Here is a 24,251-nt window from a genome sequence, read left to right on the forward strand (position 1 = left end):
ATGGGGCGCAAGAAGATCAGCGCCCTCACGATGCCGTGGTGCACCTACACCGACCCCGAGATCGCGCACGTGGGCATGTACGAAGGGGACGCGCAGAAAGCGGGGATCGAGCTCGAGACCTTCACACGCCCCTTCGCGGAGGTGGATCGCGCCATCGCCGATGGAGAGGAAGAGGGGTTCGTGAAGGTCCACGTGAAGAAAGGAACCGGCCAGATCCTCGGCGCGACGATCGTCGCGCGCCACGCCGGGGAGATGATCAACGAGCTCACGCTGGCGATGGTCGGCAAGCTCGGCCTCGGCACGATCGCCGGCGTCATCCACTCGTACCCGACGCAGGCCGAGGCGATCAAACAGGTGGGCGATGCGTATAATCGGACGAGGCTGACGCCGTTCGTGAAGAAGGTTCTTTCGGGCTGGCTCTCCTGGACTCGGTGAAATCAATGGTGCTCAACTGCCGCGAGTTCGTCGAGTTCCTCGACGACTATCTCTTCGGGACGCTCGAGGAGGAGCGGCGCGCCGTCTTCGAGGCGCACCTCGCCGTCTGCCCGCCGTGCGTGAACTACATGAAGTCGTACCTCGCCACCATCCGCCTCGAGAAGGCGGTCTTCGACGACCCTTCCGCCCCGCTCCCGCGCGAGGTCCCCGAGGATCTCGTCCAGGCGATCCTGAGGGCGAAGGACGCGAAGCGGTAGACGACCACAGAGAGCGCCGGCGCAGCCGGCATCCCCTCACTTCTGTATTCCGGTGTTATCCTCTCGCTCGATGGAGATGCGGTTCGCCTGGGACACAGAGAAGGCAGAGTCGAACCGGCGCAAGCAAGGAGTGGCGTTTGAGGAAGCTCTCACGGTATTCGCCGACCCACTGGCCCGTATCCACCAGGAGCAGCACCACTCCCCGGGAGAGTCTCGGGAGATTATCGTGGGACACTCGATGCGAGGACGACTCCTGTTGGTTTGTTTCACCGAGCGACGAACGGGTGTGCGACTCATCAGCGCTCGGAGGGTGACGCGACGTGAGCGAAAAGACTTCGAAAAACACCAGAGCACGTAAGCGCGCAAGCACCCGAGTGGCCGAGTCGGTGGCGGAATACCGGTTCGACTACGCCGACTCAAGGCCAAATCGATTCGCGCGCCGCCTCCGCAAGGACGCTGTGGTCGTTGTTCTCGACTCGGACGTCGCTAAAGTCTTCCGCGATCCGCGCCGGGTCAACGCGCTCTTGCGAGCCGCCATCGCGGCGGTCGAAAAGCGCGGTTCGCGCCGCGCAGGGTAAGTTCTTCGACCGTACGACGTCTCCTACATCTCCTGCACGAACTCCACCTCGATGCCGTTCGGATCCAGGAAGTAGTGCCTGCGGTACTTCCCGTCGTCGGTGCTGTCGTCGACGGGAATCCCCTCCTCCGCGAGGCGATCCCTCAGGCCATCGACGTCCGGGTGCGAGAAGCCCACGTGCTGGATCCGGTGCGACGCGTACCCTTCGTCCGGCCGGACGGCCCCCCGGCTCTCGTGGAGCGACAGGTACCCGGGCCGGCCGTCTCCCGCGGGACCGAAGTGGATCCAGCGGCCGCCGTCGGCCGAGGGCCCCTCCCACCTCACGACCCAGTCGGGAAAGAGCTTCCGGTAGAAGTCGAGGCTCGCGCCCGCGTCGCGGACCGTGATGAAGACGTGCTCGAGGTGGATGCTTTGGTCGGCCATGGAGGTGTCTCCTTTCGGGCGGGAATCTACGCGGGGTCGGTCGGTATTCCAACGAACTTGCCGGTATACCGGCAGAAGGCTATCCTGCCGGCATGGCCCCCCCTCCCACTCCCGCCGCCGCGCTCGCCCAGAATCTGCGCTACGTCCGCCAGCGCCGCAACCTGACCCAGGCGGCCCTCGCGAAGCTGTCGGGTCTCCCCCGCTCGACCATCGCCCAGGCCGAATCAGGCTCGGGGAATCCCACCCTCGCGGTCCTCGCGCTGCTTTCGACGTCGCTCCATCTGACGATCGAGGAGCTGCTGTCGGCGCCGCACGCGCAGTGCCGCATCTTCCCGAAGGGATCGCTTCCCCTCGACGCGCGCGGGAAGGGGGGGCTCGCCCGCGTCCAGAAGATCCTCCCGGATCCGATCCCGGGGATGGAGTTCGATCGGATCGAGCTCGCCCCCGGCGCGCGGATGACCGGCATCCCGCATCGACCCGGGACGCGCGAGTACCTGGCCTGCGAGAAGGGGAAGCTCACGCTGTGGGCCGCGGCGCAGCGGTTCGACCTCTCGCCCGGCGACGTCGCCGCGTTCCAGGGGGATCAGCCGCACTCGTACCACAACGAGGGGGCGGCGCCGGCCGTCGGGTTCAGCGTGGTGACGCTGGCGCCCCTCACTACTCCCTGAGCGCCACCATCGGCTCGACGCGCGTCGCGCGCCGCGCTGGAAGGTACGCCGCCGCCACCGCCACCGCGAAGAGGATCGCCGGCACCACCGAGAAGGTGGGGGGATCGGTCGGGCTCACCTGGAAGAGGAGCGCCGCGATGAGGCGCGTGAGCATGAGCGCGACGGTCAGCCCGATCGCCACTCCCAGGATCGCCATCCCCGTCCCCTGCCCCAGCACCATCCTCAGGATCCGCCCCCGCTCGGCGCCGAGCGCCATGCGGATGCCGATCTCCTGCGTGCGCTGCGCCACGTTGTAGGAGATGACGCCGTAGATCCCGACGGCGGCGAGGAGGAGCGCGAGCCCGGCGAAGACGGTCAGGAGAAGAGCCGAGAGGCGCCTTGGCGCCCGCGAGTCGTCGATCACCGTGTCGAGCGTCCCCGTCGAGAAGATCGGCACGGCCGCGTCGACATCCTTCACCGCCTTCCGCACGGCGGCGATCGTATCGGCCTCGTCCCGATCCGACTGGAAGACGATCGTGAACGACGAGATCGGATCCTGCATGTAGGGAAGGTACGTCTCGACCCGCGACGGCTGATCGACTCCGTAGTTCTTCACGTGGCGCACGACGCCGACGATCTCGAGGAGGACCGCGTCCGGGTCGGTGGACCGCCCGTTGATCCGGACCTTCCGGCCGATCGGATCCTCGTTCGGCCAGTACGTCTTCGCGAAGGTCTCGTCGACGACGCACACCCGCGGCGCCTTCGGGCCGTCCTGATCGGTGAAGACCCTCCCCCGGATCAAATCGACCCCCATCGTCCGGAAGTACGCCGGGCTGACGCGCGAGATGTCGGTCGAGGGGGCCTGCCCCGGCGGCGCGTCCGGGCGCCCCTGGATCCCGAAGGACGTCTGCCACCCGCCGAGGAGCGGCAGGGTCGAGGCGACCGTGCGAATGCCGGGGACCGCCTCGATGTTCCTGAGGGCCGTCGTGATGAATCCGGCGATCTTCTCCGGCTCCTGGTACCCCGCGAGGGGAAGCGACACCTGCGTGAACCCGACCCCCTTCGGTCGAATCCCCACGTCCGCGTTCAGCACCTGGAAAAAGCTCCGGAGCATGAGCCCGGCCCCCACGAGAAGGACGAGCGCGAGGGAGATCTCGGCCACGACGAGCGCGCTCCTCAGGTGCTGGTGGCCGCGCCCCGTCCCCCCCTTCTGCGCCCCGGCCTTCAACACCGCGTTGGGCTCGGTCCCCGAGATCTTCCACGCCGGCGCCACGCCGAAGACGACGCCGGTCACGAGCGAGACCGCCACCGTGAAGAAGAGGACCATTCCGTCGACCCTCACCTCCTCCACGCGCGGGATGCTCGACGGGATCCACGCGCGGAGCGCCGACACTCCCCAGTACGCGAGGACGAGGCCGAGAGCGCCACCGATCGCGCCGAGAACGAGGCTCTCGGTCAGGAGCTGGCGGAAGACGCGGCCGCGGGTCGCGCCCATCGCCGCCCGGACCGCCATCTCGCGCTGGCGCGAGGCGGCGCGTCCGAGGACGAGGTTCGCGACGTTGCCGCACGCGATCAGCAGCACGAAGCCGACCGCGCCGAGGAGGACGAGGAGCGAGGGGCGCAGATCGCCCACGATCGCCTCCTGGAGCCCTTCGGCCGTCATGCTGTTCTTCGCGTTCGAGTCGGGGTACTTGTCCGCGAGCCCCTTCGCGATCGACACCACCTCGCCGCGCGCCTGCTCGAACGAGACGCCGGGCTTCAGCCGCGCGATGACATAGATGCCGGGATGGCTCCCGCGTCTCTCGGGGCCGCCGAGGCGATCTTCTTCCTGAAGGAGAGGGGTGAAGATCTCCGCCCTCCGCCACGACCCGTGGAACGATGCCGGGAGGACGCCGACGACCGTGTAGGGATTATTGTTCAGCGTGAGCTTCGCGCCGACGATGTCGGCCCGCCTTCCGAACCGCCGCTCCCAGAACCCTTCGCTCAGGAGGGCGACCTTCTCGGCGCCGACCTTGTCCTCGTCGGGAGTGAAGGCCCGTCCGGCGATCGGCTGGACCTCGAGCGTCCGGAAGAGCCCCGACGTGACCCGGCGGCCGGCGAGCCTCTCGGCGTCCCCCTGGCCGGTCATGACGAAGTCGGTGTTGTTCGAGGCGACGAGGCTCTCGAAGCTCCTGTTCTGATCCCGGAGGTCCTTGAAGTTTTCTACCGAGAAGCTCATCTCGGGGACTTGCTCGGACCACTGGGTCAGGAACATCAGGCGGTCGGGGTGCCCGTAGGGGAGCGGGTGGAGGAGGATGCCGTTGATGACGCTGAAGATCGCGGTGTTCGCCCCGATGCCGAGGGCGAGCGTCGCGACGCAGGCGAAGGTGAAGGCGCCGTCCTTGACGAGCAAACGCGCGCCGTAGCGAAGGTCCTGGAGGAATCGGGTCATGGCGGTGGGTCTCCCGGGGCGCACTTGGCCACATGCGCATCCTCTTGGATGCCTGGAGGAGGGATTTCGTTGCGTCCGGCCTCTTCAGATCCAGTCGACCACGCGCAGCCCCCTGAACCCGCGGAAGTCGGCCCTGTTTGCGGTCACAAGGGTGAGATCATTCACCCGAGCAACCGCCGCGATCTGCCCGTCGATGAAGGGGGGAGTCCTTCCCATGGCAATCAACCTTGCGCGCTCGATCGCGTGCCACTCCGCGGCGATACGGTCGTAGTCCAGGATCGGGAAGCTCGCCAGGACAACGTCCTCGAGGTAGCGCTCGATCGCCGTGCGCCTTCGTGACTTCGGAAGGCGCACGCAACCAAACTTCAGCTCATGCCACACGATGGACGGGATTGCGATCTCCCCTTCGTGCCTGCGGAGTTGACGCAGGAGGCGCGGCGCCGGTTCAGGACGCAACGGCTCGGAGACGACGTTCGTGTCGATCAGGTACTTGAGGTTCACAGCCTGATCTCGCGCCCACCCGTCTGATCCCGCGCTCCCGAGAACACTTCCTCAGGATTGATTTCGAGGGCGACGAGGTCGAAGTCTTGCACGAATGCCGCCAAGGCGTCGCTGAACCGGCGGCGCTTCGCAATCATCCGCGCGTACTGCCGCCGGCCTATGAGCACAGCCACCGGCTCGCCGCGTCTCGTCAGTTCCACTGCCTCACCCGACTCCGCTTCCCTCACCAGGCTGGGCAAGTGAGTTCGTGCTTCCGCGATGGAATGTCGCCTTCCCAGAAGCCACCTCCTCTCATGTACATTGACATGTACATGATACCGCCCGCTCCGTCTCCGCGCAACACCCGGGCGCCGATTCCCCTACCGAAAGTAGAGTGAATGATCGTATACTCCCCGCCTCGATCCCAGACGAAGCGAGGCGCCGCGCATGCCGCTGACCCCGTTCCATCCCGCCGTCCGCGAGTGGTTCCGCTCCCACCTCGGCGAGCCCAGCGCCCCGCAGCGCGAAGGCTGGCCCCTCATCCGCGAGGGGCGGCACACCCTCATCGCCGCGCCGACCGGATCCGGAAAAACGCTCGCGGCCTTTCTGTGGGCGATCGACGATCTGTTGCGCCGGGGAAGCGACCTCGCCGACGAAACGCGCGTCCTCTACATCTCGCCGCTGAAGGCGCTCGGCAACGACGTCCAGAAGAACCTCGACGCCCCGCTCGCCGAGATCCGCGCCCTCGACCTCTTCCTCCCCGAGATCCGCGTCCTGGTCCGCACCGGCGACACGGCGTCGTCGGTGCGCGCGGCGATGATGAAGCGGCCGCCTCACATCCTCGTCACCACCCCCGAGTCGCTCTACATCATGCTGACCAGCGCCGGCGGCCGGAAGATGCTCGAGCACGTGCGCACCGTCATCGTGGACGAGATCCATGCCGTCGCAGGCAGCAAGCGCGGCGCGCACCTCGCGCTCTCCCTCGAGCGCCTCGAGGCGCTCACGGGGCCGGGGCTCCAGAGGATCGGCCTCTCGGCGACGCAGAAGCCCCTCGAGCAGGTGGGTCGGCTTCTCGTCGGACGTGACCGGGAGGTCGCCCTCGTCGACACGGGGCACCGGCGGGATCTCGATCTCGCCGTCGAGATCCCCGACTCCCCTCTCGCGACGGTCTGCTCGCACGAGACGTGGGGTGAGGTCTACAGCCGGATGGCGGCTCTCATCCAGGAGCACCGGACGACGCTCGTCTTCGTGAACACCCGCAAGCTCGCGGAGCGAATCGCCGCCCGCCTCACCGATCTTCTCGGCAAGGACGCGGTCACGAGCCACCACGGAAGCCTCGCGCGCGAGCGCCGGCTCGACGCCGAGCAGCGGCTGAAATCGGGATCGCTGAGGGCCCTCGTCGCGACGGCCTCCCTCGAGCTGGGGATCGACATCGGCGACGCGGACCTCGTCATCCAGGCCGGCGTCACGCCGTCGATCGCCGTCCTCCTCCAGCGCGTCGGCCGCGCGGGCCACGCCCTCTCGCGGACGCCGAAAGGGCGCGTCTTCCCGCTCACCCAGGACGAGCTGGCGTGCGCGGCGGCGCTGATGCTCGCCGTGCGCGAGGGAGATCTCGATCGCACCCCCCAGCCCGGCGCTCCCCTCGACATCCTCGCGCAGCAGATCGTCGCCGCGTGCGTGGCCGAGAGCTGGGATGAGGACGCTCTCTTCGCGGCCTTCACGCGCGCCTGGCCATATCGCGATCTGTCGCGCGCCGACTTCGACGCGGCGGTGGCCCTCCACACCGGCGGGCGACTCTCACTTCTCCACCGCGACGGCGTGAACGGGCGCCTTCGCGCGACGAAGCGCGCGCGCCTCGTCGCGATCACGTCGGGCGGGGCGATCCCCGACACCGCCGACTACCGTGTGCTCCTCGAGCCCGAGGGGCTCCCCGTCGGATCGGTGCACGAGGACTTCGCCGTCGAGGCGAACGCCGGAGACATCTTCCAGCTCGGCAATGCCTCGTGGCAGATACTCAAGGTCGAGCCAGGAATCGTGCGCGTGGCCGACGCGAAGGGGGCGCCGCCGACCCTTCCCTTCTGGCTCGGCGAGGCGCCGGCGCGGACGCGCGAGCTGTCGGAACACCTCTCGCGCGTGCGCGAGAACGGCGCCGACGCGGCGTGGCTCGAGCGCGAGACGGGGATGTCTCCTGGCGCCTCGCGCCAGCTCGCGGAGTACCTCGGCCCGGCCGCCGTCGCGCTCGGCGGAGCGCCCACGACGCGGCGCGTCGTCGCCGAGCGCTTCTTCGACGAGGCGGGGGGGATGCAGCTCATCCTCCACGCGCCTTTCGGCGGGCGCATCAACCGCGCGTGGGGGCTCGCCCTCAGGAAGCGCATCTGCCGCGGCTTCGGCTTCGAGCTGCAGGCGGCGGCGAACGAGGAGGCGATCCTCATCTCGCTCGGGCCGCAGCACTCGTTCCCGCTCGAGGAGATCTTCGACTTCCTCCACCCTTCGACCGTGAGGGACGTCCTCGTGCAGGCCCTTCTCGCCGCGCCCCTCTTCATGACGCGGTGGCGGTGGAACGTGAGCCGCGCCCTCGTCCTCCCGCGCACGCAGGGTGGGGGGAAGCGCGTGCCGTCGCCGCTGATGCGGATGCGCGCCGACGATCTCCTGATGCAGGCCTTCCCGCAGGTCCTCGCGTGCGGCGAAACGCTTCCTCCGGGCGACATCCCGATCCCGTGGGAGCAGCCGATCGTGAGGCAGACGATCGAGGACGCGCTTCACGAGGCGATGGACATCGACGGCCTCGTCGACGTCCTCACCGGCCTCCGCGACGGAACGATCGAGCGCGCGGCGATCGACACGCCGGAGCCGTCGCCTTTCGCCCTCGGGATCCTCAACGCCATGCCCTACGCCTTCCTCGACGACGCTCCCCTCGAGGAGAGGCGCACGCAGGCGGTCCTCACGCGCCGCGGCCTCGACCCGAAGCTCGCCGACACCCTGGGGGCCCTCGACGAGGACGCCGTCGATCGCGTCCGCGAGGAGGCGTGGCCGCAGCCCGAGAGCGCCGAGGAGCTGCACGAGGCGCTCCTCTGGATGGGATACGTCACGCACCCCGAGGCGGCCGCGAGCGGCTGGACGGCGTGGATCGAGGAGCTGACCGGGGCGCGCCGCGTCGTCGCTGAGAGCGACCGCTTCTTCGCCGCCGAGACGCCGCGCGATCCGAAGTCGCTCCTTCGCGGGAGACTCGAGGCCCTCGGCCCGGTCTTCCTCGAGGCGGGCTCCGACGATTACGCGCACGCGATGGCGCTCGAGAGCGAGGGATCGGTCATGCGCTGCCGCCTCGGCGGCCGGACGCTCTGGTGCGAAAGACGCCTCCTGGCGCGCGTGCATCGGTACACCATCGACAGGCTCCGGAAGGAGATCGAGCCGGTCAGCGCGGCGGTCTTCTGGCGTTTCCTCGCCTCCTGGCAGCACGTCGACGACGAGCACAGGGTCGAGGGGCCGCGCGGCGTCGTCGAGGTGGTCCGGCAGCTCGCCGGGTTCGAGATCCCGGCGGCGGCGTGGGAGTCGGGAGTGCTGCCGGCGCGCGTGAAGGGGTTCCGCCAGGAGTGGCTCGACCAGGTCACCCTCTCGGGCGAGGTCGTCTGGGGGAGGATCTGGGGGGCGGGCAACGCCCCGGTGCGGATCGCGCCGATCTGTTTGCTGCCGCGCGACGAGATCGATCAGTGGATGGCGATGGCCGCGGCCCCCGCGGACACACCGTCGCTCCTCTCCGGGCAGGAGGTCGGCGCCCTCTCGGCGCATGCGCTCGCGCCGCTCGAGGCGCTGCGCGCGCGCGGGGCGCTCTTCACGCAGGAGTTGGAGAGGATCACCGGAGCTTTGCCGTCACACCTCGAGATGGGGCTCGCCGAGCTGATCGCCAACGGCGTCGTCACCTGCGACTCGTTCAGCGGCCTGAGGCGCCTCCTCAAGCCGCCGCACGAGCGGCACACGCCGGCGGGAGGATTGCCGCTGGTGCCGGCGGGTCGGTGGAGCCTGCTGCGGCCGGCGTCATCTCCCGTCGAGCCTCTCGCCCCCGATGGCGCGGCCGAGTTCGTGGCGCGGCGCCTTCTCGATCGCTACGGCGTCGTCTTCCGGCGCATTCTTGTCAGAGAGAAAATCCCGGTTCCGTGGCGCGACATCGTGCGCGTGTTGCGACGCCTTGAGCTGCGCGGCGACGCCCGAGGCGGTCGCTTCGTCGCGGGGTTCGCGGGGGAGCAGTACGCGTCGCCCGGCGCCGTCGAGCTGCTCCGCCGCGTCAGGACACGACCGGCCGGCGAGCCGGCGCAGGTCGCGGCGGGGGATCCGCTGAACCTCCAGGGGATCCTCACCCCCGACGAGCGGATCGCCTCGTCTGCGAGACGGCGGGTGAAGGTGGGGTGATCAGCTTCCCATCAGCACCGCCGCCACCGCGACGGGGCGATCGGCGCGGGGGAGCGCGGCGGCGAGGCGATCGATCGTCGCCGTCCAGCCGGGCTGCAAGGTCCACGTCTCGGGCTTCACGCGGCGCGTCTTCAGGGGACGCCGCGTGAGGAGCTCGGCCCACTCGGGGCGATCCTTCCCGTCGAGATCCACGACCACCGCCTCGAAGGCCGGGCCGGTCTTGTAGATCGCGAGGAGGGCGAAGCCGGTCTCCCCCGTCCCCTCCACGTGGAAGAGAGCGACGCGACCCCGCGGGCTCTCCTCGAGATCGGCGAGGATCCCCTCGACGAGCGCCTGCCCCGAGGCGAAGAAGTCGATCGACTCGTCGGCCACCGCCTCCTCGCGGTTGAAGGAGCCCAGCCAGGTCGAGCCCGCCGCGACCCCGGGGAGGCGATCGACGCGGGCGTGGTTCCCGAACTCGATGTACCAGGTGGCGCGGCCGCGCTTCTCGTCGGTGCGGAAGCCGAGGCGCTCGCACGCCGCGACGATCGTCTCGGCGGTCAGCTCCTCGAGGTGATCGGGGAGGCGCGCGAAGATCGCCTCGGCCATCTCCGGGCGGTACGGATCGCGGTGCAGCTCGTGGTACGCCGCCTCCTGCACGCGCGTCCGGGCCTCCTTCGCCTCCTGCACCACCCCGGCGAAGAGCGTTGGCGCGATCTCGCCGGCCTCCTCGAGCGCCGCGCGCTCGATGGCCGTCCCCACGTGCGAGAGCTCACGCTCGAGGCCCCCCATGGGCGCGCGGAAGAGGCCGATCTCCTCGTACAGGCGCGCGATCGCCGCGCCGAGGCCGGCCGGCGGACGGAAGTAGACGATCTCCACGGGGATCGTGCGCCCGATCCGGTCGAGGCGGCCGATGCGCTGCTCGACGAGCGAGGCGTTCCACGGAAGGTCGAAGAGGATGAGGCGGCGGCAGAACTCGAAGTTGCGCCCCTCGCCGCCGCACTCGGTCGAGATAAGGATCGAGGGCCCTCCTCTCAGGCGGAACTGCGCCACCTCGATGTCGCGCTGCACGGGGGAGAGGCTCTCGTGGAAGACGCCGACGCGCATGCCGGTGACCGTCGAGATGGCCGAGCGCAGCATCTCGAGCCCCTCGCGCTGCGCCACGAAGATGAGCGTCTTGTCACCCGCTCCCCACCACGCCGAGGCCTGGCGGGTGATCCACGCGACGCGCGGATCGGCCTGCTTCGCCTTCCGCGCGAGGGAGCGGCCTTCCGTCTCGTCGGGACCGAGGAGCCCCTCGATCGCCGCCCCCGACGAGAGGGCGCGCTCGATGCGCCCCGCCTTCTTCCGCCGCGCGACGGGATCGCCGGCCGGGATCGCGCGCATCGCACCCTCCAGGTCGGCGAGGATCCTCCACGCGCCCTTCTCGATGTCCACGGGGGCGCCCTGTCGCGGCGGGAGGCCGCCGATGTCGTCGCGCCGCGTCGACGAGGTGCACGGCGGAAGGGGGACACGGCCGCTGAGCCGCGTCTCGAACGGGCTCCCCTCGGGGAACTCCTCCGGGCGCAGGAGCTGGAGCAGCCGGAAGAATCCGTGCGCGTCATCCTCGAGCGGCGTCGCCGTCAACAGGAGCGTGTGCCTCCCGAGCGCGGCGATCGGCGCGACGGCGCGGTACGCGGGATTTCCCGGATGGCCGGGGGGGCGCTCGAGGCGGTGCGCCTCGTCCACGACCAGGAGATCGATGCCGGCGGCGACGGCGTGCTCGGCGAGCTTCGAATGCCTGACGAGCGTCTCGAGGCCGATGACGGCGTGCTCGTGCGTCTCGAAGGGGTTGAACCCGGGGCCGAAGTCGCGCGCGACGTCGCTGAGGCGCTGATCGTCGAGAAGGACGAAGACCTGGTGGTACTTCCGCCACAGCTCGCCGAGCCACTGCACGGTCAGCGTCTCCGGCGCCACCACCAGGGTGCGGCGCGCGCGCCCGGTGCGCACGAGGTGGTTGAGGATCAGGCACGCCTCGACCGTCTTGCCGAGGCCGACCTCGTCGGCGAGGAGCCAGCGGACCGGATCGCTCCGCGCCGCGCGCTCGGCGACGTAGAGCTGGTGAGGGAAGAGATGGATGCGGCCGCCGAGGAACGAGCCGAGGCCGTCGGCCTCGCGGAGCGCCGCGAGGTGCAGGGCGTCGAGACGGTTCGAGAAGTCCTCGATCGGATCGACCTCCCCCGCCGCGAGCCGATCGAAGAGGCCGCGGCTGGAGGCGACGGGCCAGAGATCCGCGGCCGGCAGGGCCCGGCCGTCGGCGAGGCGGAAGGTCCCGTCGTCGAGCGCCGCCTCGATGGTCACGAGGTCCCCGGACGGTCCCAGGCGCGCCGCGCCGCCCGGCTCGAGCCGGATCGGCGCGAGGGCGTCCGAGCTCAGCGCGAAGCGCATCGTGCTCCCCGCCGCGGGGAACTCGACCTCCATCATGCGGCCGTCCACCCGCGCGACGCGCCCGGTGCCGAGGTCGGGATTGAACCGGTGCGTGAGGCGATCCCCGGCCTTCCACTCCGTCACGGCGCGGACCGCCGCGCGCCGCTCCCCTCGGGGGCCTCCTCGACGTCGAGCCCCACGGCGCGCATCAGCGCGATGCCGTTGCTCTTCGTGACGACGCCGGCGCGCATGACGTAGTCGAAGGTGATCTTCCCTCCTTCGATGTGATCCTCGAAGTGGACGTTGCGGGCCGCGGCGGCAGGAAAGTCGGCGATGTGAGCGAGGGCGAGGTCGTGCGTCGTGATGAGGCCGATCGAGCGGCGCGCCGACAGACTCCGCACGATCGCCTCGGCGCCGATCCGCCGATCGTGCGAGTTCGTCCCGTGGAGCATCTCGTCGATCAGGAAGAGGGCCGGAAGGGGACCTGAGGTGAGATCGACGATGAGCCTCAGGCGCGTGATCTCGGCGTAGAAGCGGGACGTGCCGGCCTGGAGCGAGTCGTGGATCCGGATCGACGCGCCGATCGCGACCGGCGACACGCGCAGCGACGCCGCGCGCACCTTCCCGCCCGCCAGCGCGAGGATCGTGTTGATGCCGACGGATCTGAGCAGAGTGCTCTTCCCCGACATGTTCGAGCCGCTCACGACCAGGACGCGCGAGCTTCCGCCGAGGGTCACGTCGTTGCGCACGCACGATCCGTCGGCGAGGAGCGGGTGGCCCAGGGCCCGCGCCTCGAAGACCGCGCCGCCCTCGGCGATCTCCGGATGGACGCACTCCGGATTCTCGTACGCGTGCGCCGCCAGGGACGACAGGGCCTCGATCTCCCCCGCGGCGTCGAGCCACCGCTTCACGACGCCGCCGGATCTCTCCCGCCAGGCCTCGACGGCGAGCGCGAGGTGCGTCGTCCAGAGGATCGCCGCGGCGAAGGGGGCGAAGAGCTGGTTGCGCCGCGACTCGAGCATCTCGACGAGCCGCCCGAGGCGCGCGATGCGGCGCGACGGGGGCTCTCCGTCCACCTCGAGGGCGGCTTTCAGCGCGGCGAGGTGGGGCGCGTCGAAGCGCTCGCGCTCGAGCCGCTCGAGGACGAGGGAGAGGATCTGGAGCTCGCGCCCCGCGCGCTCCACACCCGCCACGACGTGATCGACGTCCTTCGAGATCCGCCGCACGAAGATCGCCTCGGCGATCGCGACGAGAAGGAGCGGGAGGACGCTGGTGAAGCCGAGCAGCCACCCCCCCGCCGAGAGGAATCCGAGGATGGAGAGGACGGCGGCGACGGCGCGCGTCGGCCTCGCGGGGATGCGCCGGGGCTCGGCGCTCCATGCCGCGAGCTCCTGGGGGTGCGCGTCGGCCTCCACGTCGTCGCCGAGGACGGCGAGGTCCTCGCGGAGATCGATCCGGCGCTCGAGATCCCGCACCGCCTCCTGTCGCGACCGGATGGCTCCGGGCGCCGCCGGGGCGAGAAGCCACGACGCGAGCGCCGCCCGCCCCGCCGAGGTGCGCGCGGCGCAGAGAAGCTCGAACAGCGATCCTCGCCCGAAGAGATCCAGATCGGCCGCGTAGAGATGCGCCTCGTCGAGGAAGCGCTCCCCCGTCTCGCCCGCGCCGATCCAGAGGTGATCGAGGCGCGCGATCCCCTTCTCGTAGAAGGCCGCCGCCCGCTCGACCCGCTGCTTCGCCTGGATCACGCGATCGTGGCGCGCGACGAGAAGCGCGAAGAGAGCGACGGGCGCGGCGAGCCACCAGGCGCTTAGGGTGTCTTCGTGGAACGCGAGCCACCCGACGACGACGGCGGCCACGGCGATCGCGAGGCGCCCGTTGGCGATGGCGAGCTCGACGCGCGCGAGCTTCGCCGCGGCGCCCCGCCTCTCGGCGAGCCGGCGCTCGTAGACGTCGCGGGGCGTTTCGGGTGCGGGGTTCACCCGGCGATGTTAGATCATCACCGGCTCGCACCGTCTTGCGACCGGCGGGGCGCGCGGCCTAGAATGACGTCTCGATCCAACCCGTCCAACACCCAACAGGAGGAATACCCAAGTGAGCGTTCTCGTCCAAAAGCCCGCTCCGGCCTTCACGGCCGACGCGGTCATGCCCGATGGAAGCTTCAAGTCGGTGTCGCTGTCCGACTACAAGGGGAAGTACGTCATCCTCTTCTTCTACCCGCTCGATTTCACGTTCGTCTGCCCGACGGAGATCATCGCCTTCTCCGAGAGGAACGCCGCGTTCCAGGAGCTCGGCGTGCAGATCCTCGGCTGCTCGGTGGACAGCAAGTTCAGCCACCTGGCGTGGCGCGAGAGGCCCCGGAAGGACGGCGGCATCGGCGATGTGAAGTACCCGATCCTCGCCGACCTCAACAAGAAGATCGCCTCGGACTACGACGTCCTGCTCGGCGGAGGCGTCGCGCTCCGTGGCCTCTTCCTGATCGACAAGGAGGGCGTCGTGCGGCACCAGGTGGTCAACGACCTGCCGCTCGGCCGCAGCATCGACGAGGCCCTGCGCATGGTGAAAGCGCTGCAGTTCGTGGACCAGCACGGCGGCGAGGTCTGTCCCGCCGACTGGAACGAGGGGAAGGCCGCGATGAAGGCCGACCCGAAGAAGAGCAAGGAGTTCTTCGGCAAGACCTACGCCTGAAACGAAGAAGGCCGCCTCCGCGCGTTCCTCGCGCCGAGGCGGCCTTCGTGTTTCCGGGGCTACTCGAGCACGAAGATGTTGCGCTTGCGGCACATCTCCTTCAGAACGTTCGGCCACACCGTGACGCTCACCTCCCCGAGGTGAGCCTTGCGCAGGATCAGCATCTGGGTGCGGGACTGGCCGATGCCGCCGCCGATGCTCAGCGGCAGCTCGTTCTTCGCGATCGCCCGGTGGTACGGGAGCTCGAGGAGCTTCGTCTGGCCCGTCAGCTCGAGCTGCTGCTTCAGGCTCGCCGCGTTGACGCGGATCCCCATCGACGTCAGCTCGTGCCGCCTCTTCGTGACCGGGTTCCAGACCAGGATGTCGCCGTTGAGGCCGTGCGCCGGCTTGCCGGCTGAGGTGACGGTCTCGGTGACCCAGTCGTCGTAGTCGGCGGCGCGCATCTCGTGAGGGTAGCCGTCGGCGAGGGTCCAGCCGATCCCCACGATGAAGATGGCGGGGTGCTTCCTGAGCATCTCGGTCTCCCGCTGCTTGCGCGGCAGATCGGGGAAGCGATCGAGGATCTCCTCGGCGTGGAAGAACTCGATCTCGTCGGGAAGAACCGGGTACCGCTCGTCGCGCAGATCGGGGAAGAGCCGGTGCGCGTGCTCCTCGGCCCCTTTGAGGACGCGCCAGATCTTCCGCACCGTCGACTTCAGGTAGCCGAGGTTCCGATCCTCGGACGTGATCGCCCTCTCCCAATCCCACTGATCGACGTAGGCGCTGTGGTCGTGGTCGAGGAAGTAGTCCTTGCGCACCGCCCGCATGTCGGTGCAGAGCCCCTCGCCGGGCCCGAGCTCGAGCTGCTCGAGGGCGACCCTCTTCCACTTCGTCGCCGCCTGCACCACCTGGGCGACGATCGGGTTCTTCCCCGCGTCGTTCGAGATGTGGAACTGGACCGGCGTGCGCGAGCCGTCGCGATCGAGCATGTCGTTGACGCCGCTCTCGACGTCGACGATGAGGGGGACCTTGCACCATGCTCAGGTTCAACGCCCGGCAGAGGCCTTCCTCGATGAATTCCTTGACGGCGAAGATCGCCGCCTGCGTCTCCCGCGGGGACAGGAGGGAGTGGTAGTTCGTCGGGAGGACGCGTTCGAGCTCTTCGTAGCTTCCAATTCCGGGACCGGCCAGATCGAGGGTCTTGTCGAGCATCGGCGGCTCCTACGGTCGAGGCGGGCGATTTGACTCCGGGCAGCGCGAGAGAGCGCAGCGCGCGCGCGGAAGCGCACCGGGCTTCTGGACATTGCCGGCATCCGGAAGGCGGCCTGCATGCGAGGTGCCAGCGCCGGGGCGGCGAGGGAGGCGCGCTACGGGGTCCCGGGCTCGAACTCCTGGTTGCCGAACCACGCCGCCTCTCCGGGTCGGCGCACCACGTTGAACCCGAAGTTCGTCGCCTGGTGGCAGGCGTTGCAGCCGCCCGTCAACGCATCGAAGGCGATCGTGAAGGTGCTGACGTCGTGCGCGGCGATGGCCTTTCGAAGATCGGCCATCGGCTTCGTCATGACCTTCGGCAGGACCTCGGTGAGCGGAAGGGGCGAGTCCTTGTGCGTGGGATGGAAGGCCACGACGTCGTCGAACCCTTCCTGCAGCTCGTCGAGCTCGTAGCCCGCGAGAGGCCAGTTGCCCGCCCGCCCCGCGAACCAGAGCTTGGCGTGCCGCATCTGCGTCAACGTCATCAGTTCGCCGAGTCCGGGCGGCGCCGTCCGCGCGCACCCCGCAATCCCGCACGCCACGGCGGCCCCGGCCACGATCGCGCGCGACCGCGCGGTCATCGGGGCCGCACGAGGAGCAGCTTCCCGCGCTCGTCCATTCGGCGCGTCGGGATCCTGTCGCGATCGATGTCGCCGCGGATCGTCGCGAGGAGATCCTGCGTGAAGACGGGATCGCCGATGTGCCACGAGTGCGTGAACGATCCGAAATGGACTGCCTCGCTCTCGTCGAGCGTGCGGAAGTAGTCGCCGCAGTCGACGTCGACGGCCTTGCCGGGAGCGTCGTCGGGGAGCCCGACGCGGCCGACGCGGGGCGCCGTCCCGAGCCGCTTCATGTTCGAGAGCTTGAGGACGGAGTCGTACGGGTTCCAGTAGTTGGTCAGGCGCACGCAGTGCCGGTACACCGACTCCGAGGCGGAATCGGACGGCGACATCGAGGCGCTCGAGACGTCGCCGGCGATGAAAGCGATCTGGCTCACCGTCCAGTTGACGGCGGCGATCGCCCGCCGGTCGTCCGCGTCATCGAAGGCCTCGCGGATCACGTACGCCCCCGTCGAGTGCGCGAGGAGGTGGACGTTCATCCGGCAGTCGAGATCCTGCCGCGCCGCGAGGAGGCGGATCCCCTTGTCGACCAGCTCGAGAGCCGTCGCCTTCGCGTCGCTCCGATCCTCGAGATAGTTGAGGGCGCTCGCCGCGCTCGGCCAGTCGAACGAGACAATCGCCCCGGCGAAGCCAAGCCCTTCGAGATCGGCCCGGAGCCTCCTGTGCCGCTGCATCACGATCGCCTGGTCGTTGTTGTACCCGTGGATGAAGACGAGGATGTCGCCGTTGGCCCCCGCGGCGGCGGGAGGCTTCGCCTGCCGCTGGACGCGCCCCGCCCAGTCATCCTTCCCGATCGCGTGGCGCGGGGAAGGGTTCTTACCCGGCGGCACCACGAGGAAGGTGGACGGCCCCGGCTCGGATCCGAACTTCCCTCCCTCGACGTCGCGGACGCACAGAACGAAATCGCCAGGGTTCATGAGAGCCTCCCGCGCCCGAGGGCGCCCGGCTTTCTCGACACGCGAAGGGTGACGGGCGATCGGATCTCTCGCCGCTCGGCCGCGTCGGGCCAGTGAGGGGCGAGCGCGGCCTCGAGCTCCGGCATCGGATCGTCGCCGGCCGCGCGGCAGTTCCTCACCGAGGACCAGGTCCCGATGTAGCCGAGGAGGCGCGTCCGATCGAGGCGGGACTCGATCCACCACTCCCCGCCCGGGATCTCGTCGAAAGGGAACGGCAGGTCGCGGTATCCGTTCTCGGTGTGCCTGCGCTCGGGGGGCCACCAGCGACCGACGCGCTCCGCGTAGAACCAGTCGAGGACACGGTCGACCTCCGGCGAGATCCGGAGCAACACGTAGCACCAGGCCGCGAAGACCCCCCCCGGCTCCAGGACGCGATCGACCTCGCCGTAGAGCTTCGGCCGATCGAGCCAGTGGAGCGCCTGGGCCACGGTGACGAGGCTCGCGCCCGCATCCTTCAGCCCCGAGTCGTCCTCGCGCGCGACGCGGTACTGGATCCCGGGGTGGGGCGCCGCGTTCGCGATCTGCTCCCGGCTCGCGTCGGTCGCGACCACGCGCTCGAAGTGATCGGCGAGGAGGATCGAGGCCTGCCCCGACCCGCACGCGCAATCCCACGCGACGCGGCGCCCGGGAGCCAGCCCCGCGAGGAAGGCGATCATCTCCGGCGCGTAGGTCGGGCGGAACGCGGCGTACGATCCCGCGACCGACGAGAAGTGATCCTTGAACTCGCTCACGATCTCCTCGCGCTCGGGGGTGCGGAGCCAGGCGCCGATCCTACCCGACAGGTTCGCGCGAAACCAGCTAGAATCTCAAGACCCCCGGCTTCCCTCGGCCGCGGGAGACCCGCGCCCCAACCACGGAGGCGCTTCGGCTCGACATCGGAAGCGATCTTGCGACGGAGTCTGACGGCTCTCGCCATCGTGACCGCGCTCGCCGCGGCACCACCCTCTCCCCGCCTCGGCGCCTCCTCGCCCACGCCCGGCCTCCCCGCGACGGAGCAGATCCGCGTCCTCAACGCGCCGTTCAACCGGTTCAGCCAGCTCACGATCGATCCGCGGAATCCCGCCGTCATGTACTGGGTGCTCGACAGCGTCGGCGTCCTGAAATCGATCGACGGCGGCGCCACGTGGCAGCCGAAGAACTACGGCCTGCCGAACGTCGCGGCCCGCTATCTGACGATCCAACCCGATGACCCCAACCACCTGCTGCTCGGGTTCCTCGGCCACTTCACGGCGCAGGGCGATCGCCCGTACCGCTCCCTGGACGGGGGCGAGCGCTGGGAGCCGACCGTCGTCTGCGAGCGCGAGGACGGTCTCGTCAATCTGCGCCAGCAGTGCGACACCACGAAGCTCCTCTTCGACCCGCTGGAGACGAACCGGCTCTACTACCTGGTCCTCTCGCAGTTCGAGCCGTGCGGCGCCTTCTACCGATCGTGCGACATGGGCTTCTCGTACGACCGCAATCCCCATTGCATCCCGCAGGCCGAGCCGCGGCCGATCTGCGCCGCCCAGGACCCCGAGCCCGTGAACAACTTCGAGTCGAACGACGCGTCGATCCTCGAAGTCGATCCCGTCACCGGCGCGCTCTACGGCACGACGTCGGTCCATCCCGAGGAGTCGGCGCTGATGACCTCACGGGACAAGGGAGGGCGTTGGACCTGGGAGGACGTCGTCGACACGACCGGAACTTTCGTCGCAGTCGCCGACCAGGGGCGCACGAGCCTTTTCCTCGGCGCCTTCGCCCTCGCCCCGTCGGACCCGAGCGTTCGCTACGGCGTTCTCGCGGGGCCGAGGTGCACCAACGGGAAGGCGTACCCCGTGAGCTTCGAGTGCCCGGCAGGGTTCTCGAGCGTCGAGCAGCCCGCCCTCGTGATGCGCTGGTTCGGCGATCTCTCGGGGGCGGGCGACTGCCAGGGGAGCAACGACTGCGACGGCGACGGCGCGCCCGATCGCGTGTGGCGCCCGATATTCGATCCCTGGTCGCGGCCGAGCCGCCTCAAGATCACCGCGCTTCTCGCGCACCCGTGGAATCCCGATCGCCTCTTCGCCGCGGGGGACGGCGCCACCGGCGAGCCCAACGAGCTGCTGATGCTCACCCCGGCGAACCCCGGCGATCCGCGGAGCGCCCCGTGGCAGGCGACCCTGCTCGACTCGGGGTTCCAGGGGATTGCGGGCCTCGTGCAGGACCCGACGGATCCGGATCGCATCTACCTCGTGGATCGCGCGTCAATCCGGCGCATCGCGTCGACGGACGGATGGGCGACGTGGACGGTCACCGTCGTCTCGAGCCTTCAGGATCTCTTCCACGTCTACGATCTGGTCGAGACGCGCGCGGCCACGGGGCACCAGATCGCCGCGGCGACGAGCACCGCGCTCTGGGTCACCGACGAGCTGGGCGCCGGCTGGTCCACCGGCGATCCGTTCGCGATGCACGCGGCGTCGCGGCTCGCCGTCGCCCCCGCAGACCCGAACGTCGCCTACGCGAAGCGGACCTGGGCGCTCACGGCGGGAGCGAGCGGCTTCGCCTCGATGCTCGACGTGGACGACGTCGAGTCGCGGCAGCACGTGATGTGCACGAACGTCTTCCACCAGGTCGTCGTCGATCCGGCGGACGCGTCGGTGGTCTACGCCGCGACGGGGGCGGGCATCTGGAAGCACCCGCAGGCGCGCGCGGCAACGAGCCCGTCCGACGCCAACGCCCTCAGCCTCGCGTGGACGCCCGTGGCCCGCCGGGCGAACGGCCTCGACGACGAGTACATCTGGTCGATGGCCTTCGACCCTGCGGACCCTTCCGGAGATCATCTCCTCGCGGGGAGCCGGAGCGGCGCGATCTTCGAGAGCGCCGACCGCGGCCTGTCGTGGGGCGCGGCCGCCATGACGCTTCCGCCCGGCACGGCCTCGACGCTCAAGGACGTCCGCGACATCCGGTTCGCCGGCGGGCGCGCCTACGCCGCCACGGGCGCGGGCGTCCTCGTGCGCGCGGGGACGGGGCAGAGCTTCACGCCGTCGCTCTCCGGGGACCGGGTCGCGCGCCTCGCCCCCGGCGCGACGGGGACCCGGCGCGTCTACGCGGCGGGAGAGGCGGGGCTTCACCGGAGCCGTGACGGCGGCGCCTCGTGGGAGACGCTGCCGCTGGTCCCGCGCGCGCCCTACAGCGCCGTCCTCGAGACGACGAGCCGCGACGGGCGGCACCATCTCTGGGTGCCGGACGGCGGCGCGGGGCTCTACGAGATCGCGACGACGATGACGGCCCGGGCCGGAACGGGCGCCCAGCAGATCGCGCTCGACTGGAACGAGGATCCGGCGCAGGTCCCGCTCGCGGGCTACGAGCTTCACTACGGGAGCGATCCCGACCTCCTGGGCGGGATCGGCGCCGCCGAGGGGAACTCCCCGATCCTCCTCGGCCCCGTCGCGACCGCGACGATCACGGGGATCGATCTCCAATCCGGCCCGCTCTACGTCGCGCTTCGGGCAATCGGCGCCGACGGCCAGCGGGGGCCGACGGGCCTCCCCCTCGAGATCGACGCCGGCTACGCCTCCTCGCCCCGAGCCACGATCACCGACGCGGCCACCTGCCCGACGGCGCTCCGCCTCGGCTGGAGCCCGATCGGCGGGGCCGTCGGGTACCGCGTCTACCGGGGGACGGCGGGGCCGGCCGGCGCCTTCACCCCCCTCGCCACGATCGGCCCGCAGGCGACGGCGTTCGACGACGCGACGGTGCAGAACGGGGCGTCCTATTGGTACTACGTCACGACGCTTCAGCCGGGAGGCGAGACGTCGGGCGGAAACATCGTGACCGACACCGCCGTGTCGGATTCTGACGGCGACGGCGTGGCGAACTGCGCGGACGATTGTCCGGCCGACCCGGACCCGGGCCAGATCGACACCGACGCCGACGGCGCGGGCGACGCGTGCGACGCGGACGACGACAACGACGGCGTCGACGACGGCGCCGACTGCGCGCCGCTCGATCCGTCGGCCTTCGCCGCGCCCCCCGAGATCGCGGGCCTCACGCTCGACCTCGAGGGCACGGTCGTCTCCTGGAACTCCGGCGAGCCCGCCGCGGGCCCGGGCATCCAGTACGACGTTCTCCGCGGCAACGTCGCGCAGCTGCCGCCCGGGAATGGGACACTCGAGTCCTGCCTCGCCTCCGGGACGGCCTCTCTCCAGGTATCGGACTCAGCCAGGCCCCTGCTCGGGAAGTGCCGTTACTACCTCGTCCGAAGCCGCAACGCGTGCGGCTCAGGGAGCTACGGGGCCGCCTCCTCCGGCGCCGAGCGGACGACCGCGATCTGCCCGTGACCGGCGGGCGGTGGTACTCTCCGCCCGGTGGTTTCCTCCGCTCCGGATACGAGGCAGGCGATCGATCGGGCGATCGCCTGGCACAGCACGGCGCCCATCCGGGTCGTCGACCCGCAATCCCCTTCGCGCGGCGCGTTTCGTCATGGATACGACGCGGGCCACCGGCGCCCGCTCGGCGTCTACACCGAGATCACCGGGTACGGCGTCAGCCTCTTCGTCTTCCTCAACCGGGCGCGTGAGGATCGACGCTTTCTGGACGTGGCCGAGGAGGCCGGGGACTTTCTCCTGCGCATCCAGGGAGGGGACGGCTCATTTCCCGACTCCGAGGACCCCGCGAACTTCGCCCTGCCCCGGAGGCACTTCTCCTTCGACACCGCGGCGTGCGTCGTCGGGCTGGCGCGCCTCGCGCGATCGACGGGCCACCGGCGTCACGCCGAGGCGGCCGCTCGGGCCGGCCCCTGGCTGCTGCGCATGCAGCGCCCCGACGGCTCGTTCTGCGCGATGACGGACAACGAGCGGCGGCTCGAGGACCCCGGGGGATTCTTCGGCGACGGGAGCTGCATCCACGCGAAGAACGCCATCGCGCTGCTCCAGCTCCACGCTCTGACCGGCGAGGATCGTTACCGCGAGGCGGCGTCGAGGTGCTGCGACCACACGATCTCGCTTCAGGACGGCGACGGGGCGTTCTTCTGCACGGCTCGGCGCGACGAGGTCTTCACGCACGCGCACGCCTACGCATGCGAAGGGCTCATCTACGCGGGGCGCGCGCTCGGGGAGAGCCTCTACGTCGCCGCGGCCGAGCGCGGGGCGCGGTGGCTTCAGGCCGCCCAGCGTCGAGCGGGCGGCTGGCCGGCCCAGGCGAAGCTGAAGGCCCCCTCCCGCGGACGCGTCCTCGACACGCTCGTCCGGCCGCTCCCCGCTGACGCGGCGGCGCAGGCCGTCCGCCTCTTCGCCCTGCTCGGGAGCGAGTTCGAGGAGGCGCGGCGCCGGGGGCTGCGGTTCCTGGCCGGATTCCAGGCGCGCGCCGGAGGCTTCGCTTATCGTCGCACTCGCCTTGGATATAGTTCGATGCTGTATACTTGGCCCACACAGTTTGCGATACAAGCATTCACGTGGGACGGCGTCGCGGCGACGATCAACGATCTGTTCTGAGGATCGGCGTCGGCCGGCAGGCGGCCTCGACGACGCCCCGCCGGACAACGGAGTCGTTTCTCGGCACCTGCCCTCGTCGATGAGACCAGAGTCCACGGCGATCCTCTGGATCGCGCGCATGCGCTTCTTCCCGGATCTGCGGATCCGTGAGGTCGAGCTGATGAGCCGCGTCGCGCGGCGGCGAAAGGTGTACGCGCTCGATCGCTCCGATCCCGAAGGTTGGGATCGATCGAACACTCTCTCCAAGCTCAAGCTCCGGTGGGATCTCGCGCGCCGGGGATGGAGCGTCGACCCGAACGGACCCGTGACGCGCTTCCGCATGCCGGTCTACGCCGCGACCGGCCCCATCCTCAGCCGCCTCGCCGCGCGCGCGAACGAGCGCGGCATCCTGAAGGCGCTCGATCGCTTCGGGTGCGACACCGTCTTCCACTCGCATCCGTTCTTCTTTCTCCCCCCGACGCCGGGGAGCCGCGCGTACCGGGCCCACTTCGATCTCGTCGACAACTTCATCGACGAGTTCGGCGACTCGCGGGTCGGTCGATCGCGAAGACGATTCCTTCTCGACGCGCTCCTCGCCGCCGATTCGCTCTCCGCGGTCAGCCCGCGGCTGTGCGACCGCGTCGAGGAGCTCACGGGGCGGCGCCCCGTGTACGTCCCCAACGGCGCGGAATTGGACGAGATCCGGGCGTGGCCGGCCTGGCGCGCCGGAAAAGTGCGCTAGCGGCTGGGGCTCGAGGGGAAGACCGTCATCACGTACATCGGCAACCACATGGCGTCGTGCGACGGGATGGAGATGATCTGCGACGCTTTCCGCCAGGCGAAGAAGGCGCGCCCCGATCTGGCTCTCGTGGTCGTCGGCCCGTCACCCGATCACGAGGGACCCCGCCCGACGCACGACGTCCCGGAGGGGACTCACGTCGTGGGCCCCGTGCCGACGGATGAGGTCTGGGATTACTTCCACGCGGCGGACGTCGGCATCCTCCCGTTCGTGCTCAGCCCGGGGACGCACGACTCGCTCCCGATCAAGGTGCTCGAGTTCGGCGCCGCCGGCAAGCCGATGCTCGTCACGCCCCTCGCGAACCTCCAGGCGCTCGCGCTGCCGCACTTGAAGTTCGTACCGCACGATACGGCGGCGTGGACCCGCGCGCTCCTGGACGACGCCACGTACGCGAAGCCCGACGCGGCGCGCCTCGATGACGCGCTGAAGCCCTACCGGTGGGAGAAGGCGACCGACGCGCTCATCGAGGCGATGGGGTCCTGAGGCCGGACCC

The 24,251-nt window shown here is 70.1% G+C and carries 20 protein-coding genes and 1 pseudogene; 11 read left to right on the forward strand and 10 right to left on the reverse strand.

Annotated elements, in window-relative coordinates:
- The 4 genes from HY049_00275 to HY049_00290 form a co-directional block, all read left to right on the forward strand.
- Window positions 1-435, forward strand: a 435-nt coding sequence (locus HY049_00275) for an FAD-containing oxidoreductase (GenBank protein ID MBI3447344.1), incomplete at its 5' end; no start/stop codon positions are given.
- Window positions 432-692, forward strand: a complete 261-nt coding sequence (locus tag HY049_00280; GenBank protein MBI3447345.1) for a zf-HC2 domain-containing protein — start codon at window positions 432-434, stop codon at window positions 690-692. The genes HY049_00275 and HY049_00280, both read left to right, overlap by 4 nt.
- A 70-nt stretch (window positions 693-762) precedes the next feature.
- Entirely contained in the window at window positions 763-1,050 is a 288-nt protein-coding gene (locus HY049_00285) for a BrnT family toxin (protein MBI3447346.1), read from the forward strand.
- A 16-nt stretch (window positions 1,051-1,066) separates the two neighbouring features.
- Window positions 1,067-1,270: a hypothetical protein gene (locus tag HY049_00290; GenBank protein ID MBI3447347.1), complete on the forward strand. Its 204-nt coding sequence runs from the start codon at window positions 1,067-1,069 to the stop codon at window positions 1,268-1,270.
- A 23-nt stretch (window positions 1,271-1,293) separates the two neighbouring features.
- Here the strand turns inward: HY049_00290 and HY049_00295 are convergent, their stop codons facing one another.
- The gene (locus HY049_00295; protein ID MBI3447348.1) at window positions 1,294-1,692 is read right to left on the reverse strand and encodes a VOC family protein; all 399 of its coding nucleotides are present in this window, start codon (window positions 1,690-1,692) and stop codon (window positions 1,294-1,296) included.
- A gap of 92 nt (window positions 1,693-1,784) precedes the next feature.
- Here HY049_00295 and HY049_00300 point away from each other — a divergent pair, with 92 nt between their 5' ends.
- Window positions 1,785-2,360 (forward strand): helix-turn-helix transcriptional regulator, encoded by a 576-nt coding sequence (locus HY049_00300; protein MBI3447349.1) that lies wholly within the window; start codon window positions 1,785-1,787, stop codon window positions 2,358-2,360.
- On the opposite strand, the gene HY049_00305 is transcribed toward HY049_00300, so the two are convergent.
- The 3 genes from HY049_00305 to HY049_00315 form a co-directional block, all read right to left on the reverse strand.
- On the reverse strand, window positions 2,350-4,770 hold the full coding sequence (locus HY049_00305; protein MBI3447350.1) for an ABC transporter permease: 2,421 nt from the start codon (window positions 4,768-4,770) through the stop codon (window positions 2,350-2,352). The genes HY049_00300 and HY049_00305 overlap by 11 nt on opposite strands.
- A gap of 84 nt (window positions 4,771-4,854) precedes the next feature.
- The gene (locus tag HY049_00310; protein MBI3447351.1) at window positions 4,855-5,271 is read right to left on the reverse strand and encodes a type II toxin-antitoxin system VapC family toxin; all 417 of its coding nucleotides are present in this window, start codon (window positions 5,269-5,271) and stop codon (window positions 4,855-4,857) included.
- Window positions 5,268-5,510, reverse strand: a complete 243-nt coding sequence (locus HY049_00315; protein ID MBI3447352.1) for a type II toxin-antitoxin system prevent-host-death family antitoxin — start codon at window positions 5,508-5,510, stop codon at window positions 5,268-5,270. The genes HY049_00310 and HY049_00315 overlap by 4 nt, the downstream gene beginning before the upstream one ends.
- 187 nt (window positions 5,511-5,697) lie before the next feature.
- Between HY049_00315 and HY049_00320 the strand changes: the two genes are divergently transcribed.
- Window positions 5,698-9,654, forward strand: coding sequence for a DEAD/DEAH box helicase (locus tag HY049_00320; GenBank protein MBI3447353.1), 3,957 nt, complete (start codon window positions 5,698-5,700; stop codon window positions 9,652-9,654).
- Here HY049_00320 and HY049_00325 read toward each other — a convergent pair whose 3' ends face one another.
- Together HY049_00325 and HY049_00330 are read right to left on the reverse strand one after the other, a co-directional pair.
- Entirely contained in the window at window positions 9,655-12,183 is a 2,529-nt protein-coding gene (locus HY049_00325) for a DEAD/DEAH box helicase family protein (protein MBI3447354.1), read from the reverse strand.
- Entirely contained in the window at window positions 12,180-14,018 is a 1,839-nt protein-coding gene (locus HY049_00330) for a DNA mismatch repair protein MutS (GenBank protein MBI3447355.1), read from the reverse strand. Before HY049_00330 ends, HY049_00325 begins: the two co-directional genes overlap by 4 nt.
- A 112-nt stretch (window positions 14,019-14,130) precedes the next feature.
- On the opposite strand from HY049_00330, the gene HY049_00335 reads away from it, so the two are divergent.
- Window positions 14,131-14,724 carry a peroxiredoxin gene (locus HY049_00335; GenBank protein MBI3447356.1) on the forward strand — a complete coding sequence of 198 codons (594 nt, stop codon included), beginning with the start codon at window positions 14,131-14,133 and terminating at the stop codon, window positions 14,722-14,724.
- Window positions 14,725-14,783: 59 nt separating this feature from the next.
- Here the strand turns inward: HY049_00335 and asnA are convergent.
- The 4 genes and pseudogenes from asnA to HY049_00355 form a co-directional block, all read right to left on the reverse strand.
- Window positions 14,784-15,915: pseudogene (gene asnA / locus HY049_00340) on the reverse strand (aspartate--ammonia ligase).
- A gap of 155 nt (window positions 15,916-16,070) precedes the next feature.
- A complete protein-coding gene (locus tag HY049_00345; GenBank protein ID MBI3447357.1) occupies window positions 16,071-16,439 on the reverse strand; it encodes a hypothetical protein in 369 nt (122 codons plus the stop codon).
- Window positions 16,440-16,531: 92 nt separating this feature from the next.
- Window positions 16,532-17,491, reverse strand: a complete 960-nt coding sequence (locus tag HY049_00350) for an alpha/beta hydrolase (protein MBI3447358.1) — start codon at window positions 17,489-17,491, stop codon at window positions 16,532-16,534.
- Window positions 17,488-18,261: a class I SAM-dependent methyltransferase gene (locus tag HY049_00355; protein ID MBI3447359.1), complete on the reverse strand. Its 774-nt coding sequence runs from the start codon at window positions 18,259-18,261 to the stop codon at window positions 17,488-17,490. Before HY049_00355 ends, HY049_00350 begins: the two co-directional genes overlap by 4 nt.
- Window positions 18,262-18,417: 156 nt before the next feature.
- Here HY049_00355 and HY049_00360 point away from each other — a divergent pair, with 156 nt between their 5' ends.
- From HY049_00360 to HY049_00375, 4 genes are all read left to right on the forward strand, one after another.
- On the forward strand, window positions 18,418-21,828 hold the full coding sequence (locus HY049_00360) for a hypothetical protein (GenBank protein ID MBI3447360.1): 3,411 nt from the start codon (window positions 18,418-18,420) through the stop codon (window positions 21,826-21,828).
- A gap of 27 nt (window positions 21,829-21,855) precedes the next feature.
- Entirely contained in the window at window positions 21,856-22,980 is a 1,125-nt protein-coding gene (locus HY049_00365) for a terpene cyclase/mutase family protein (GenBank protein MBI3447361.1), read from the forward strand.
- Between the two features lie 118 nt (window positions 22,981-23,098).
- Complete coding sequence (locus HY049_00370; GenBank protein MBI3447362.1) at window positions 23,099-23,701, forward strand: hypothetical protein; 603 nt, start codon at window positions 23,099-23,101, stop codon at window positions 23,699-23,701.
- A 48-nt stretch (window positions 23,702-23,749) separates the two neighbouring features.
- On the forward strand, window positions 23,750-24,241 hold the full coding sequence (locus HY049_00375) for a glycosyltransferase (GenBank protein ID MBI3447363.1): 492 nt from the start codon (window positions 23,750-23,752) through the stop codon (window positions 24,239-24,241).
- The last annotated feature ends 10 nt before the right edge of the window (window positions 24,242-24,251 follow it).

The sequence above is a fragment of the Acidobacteriota bacterium genome, assembly GCA_016195325.1.
Classification (GTDB): Bacteria; Acidobacteriota; Polarisedimenticolia; order JACPZX01; family JACPZX01; genus JACPZX01.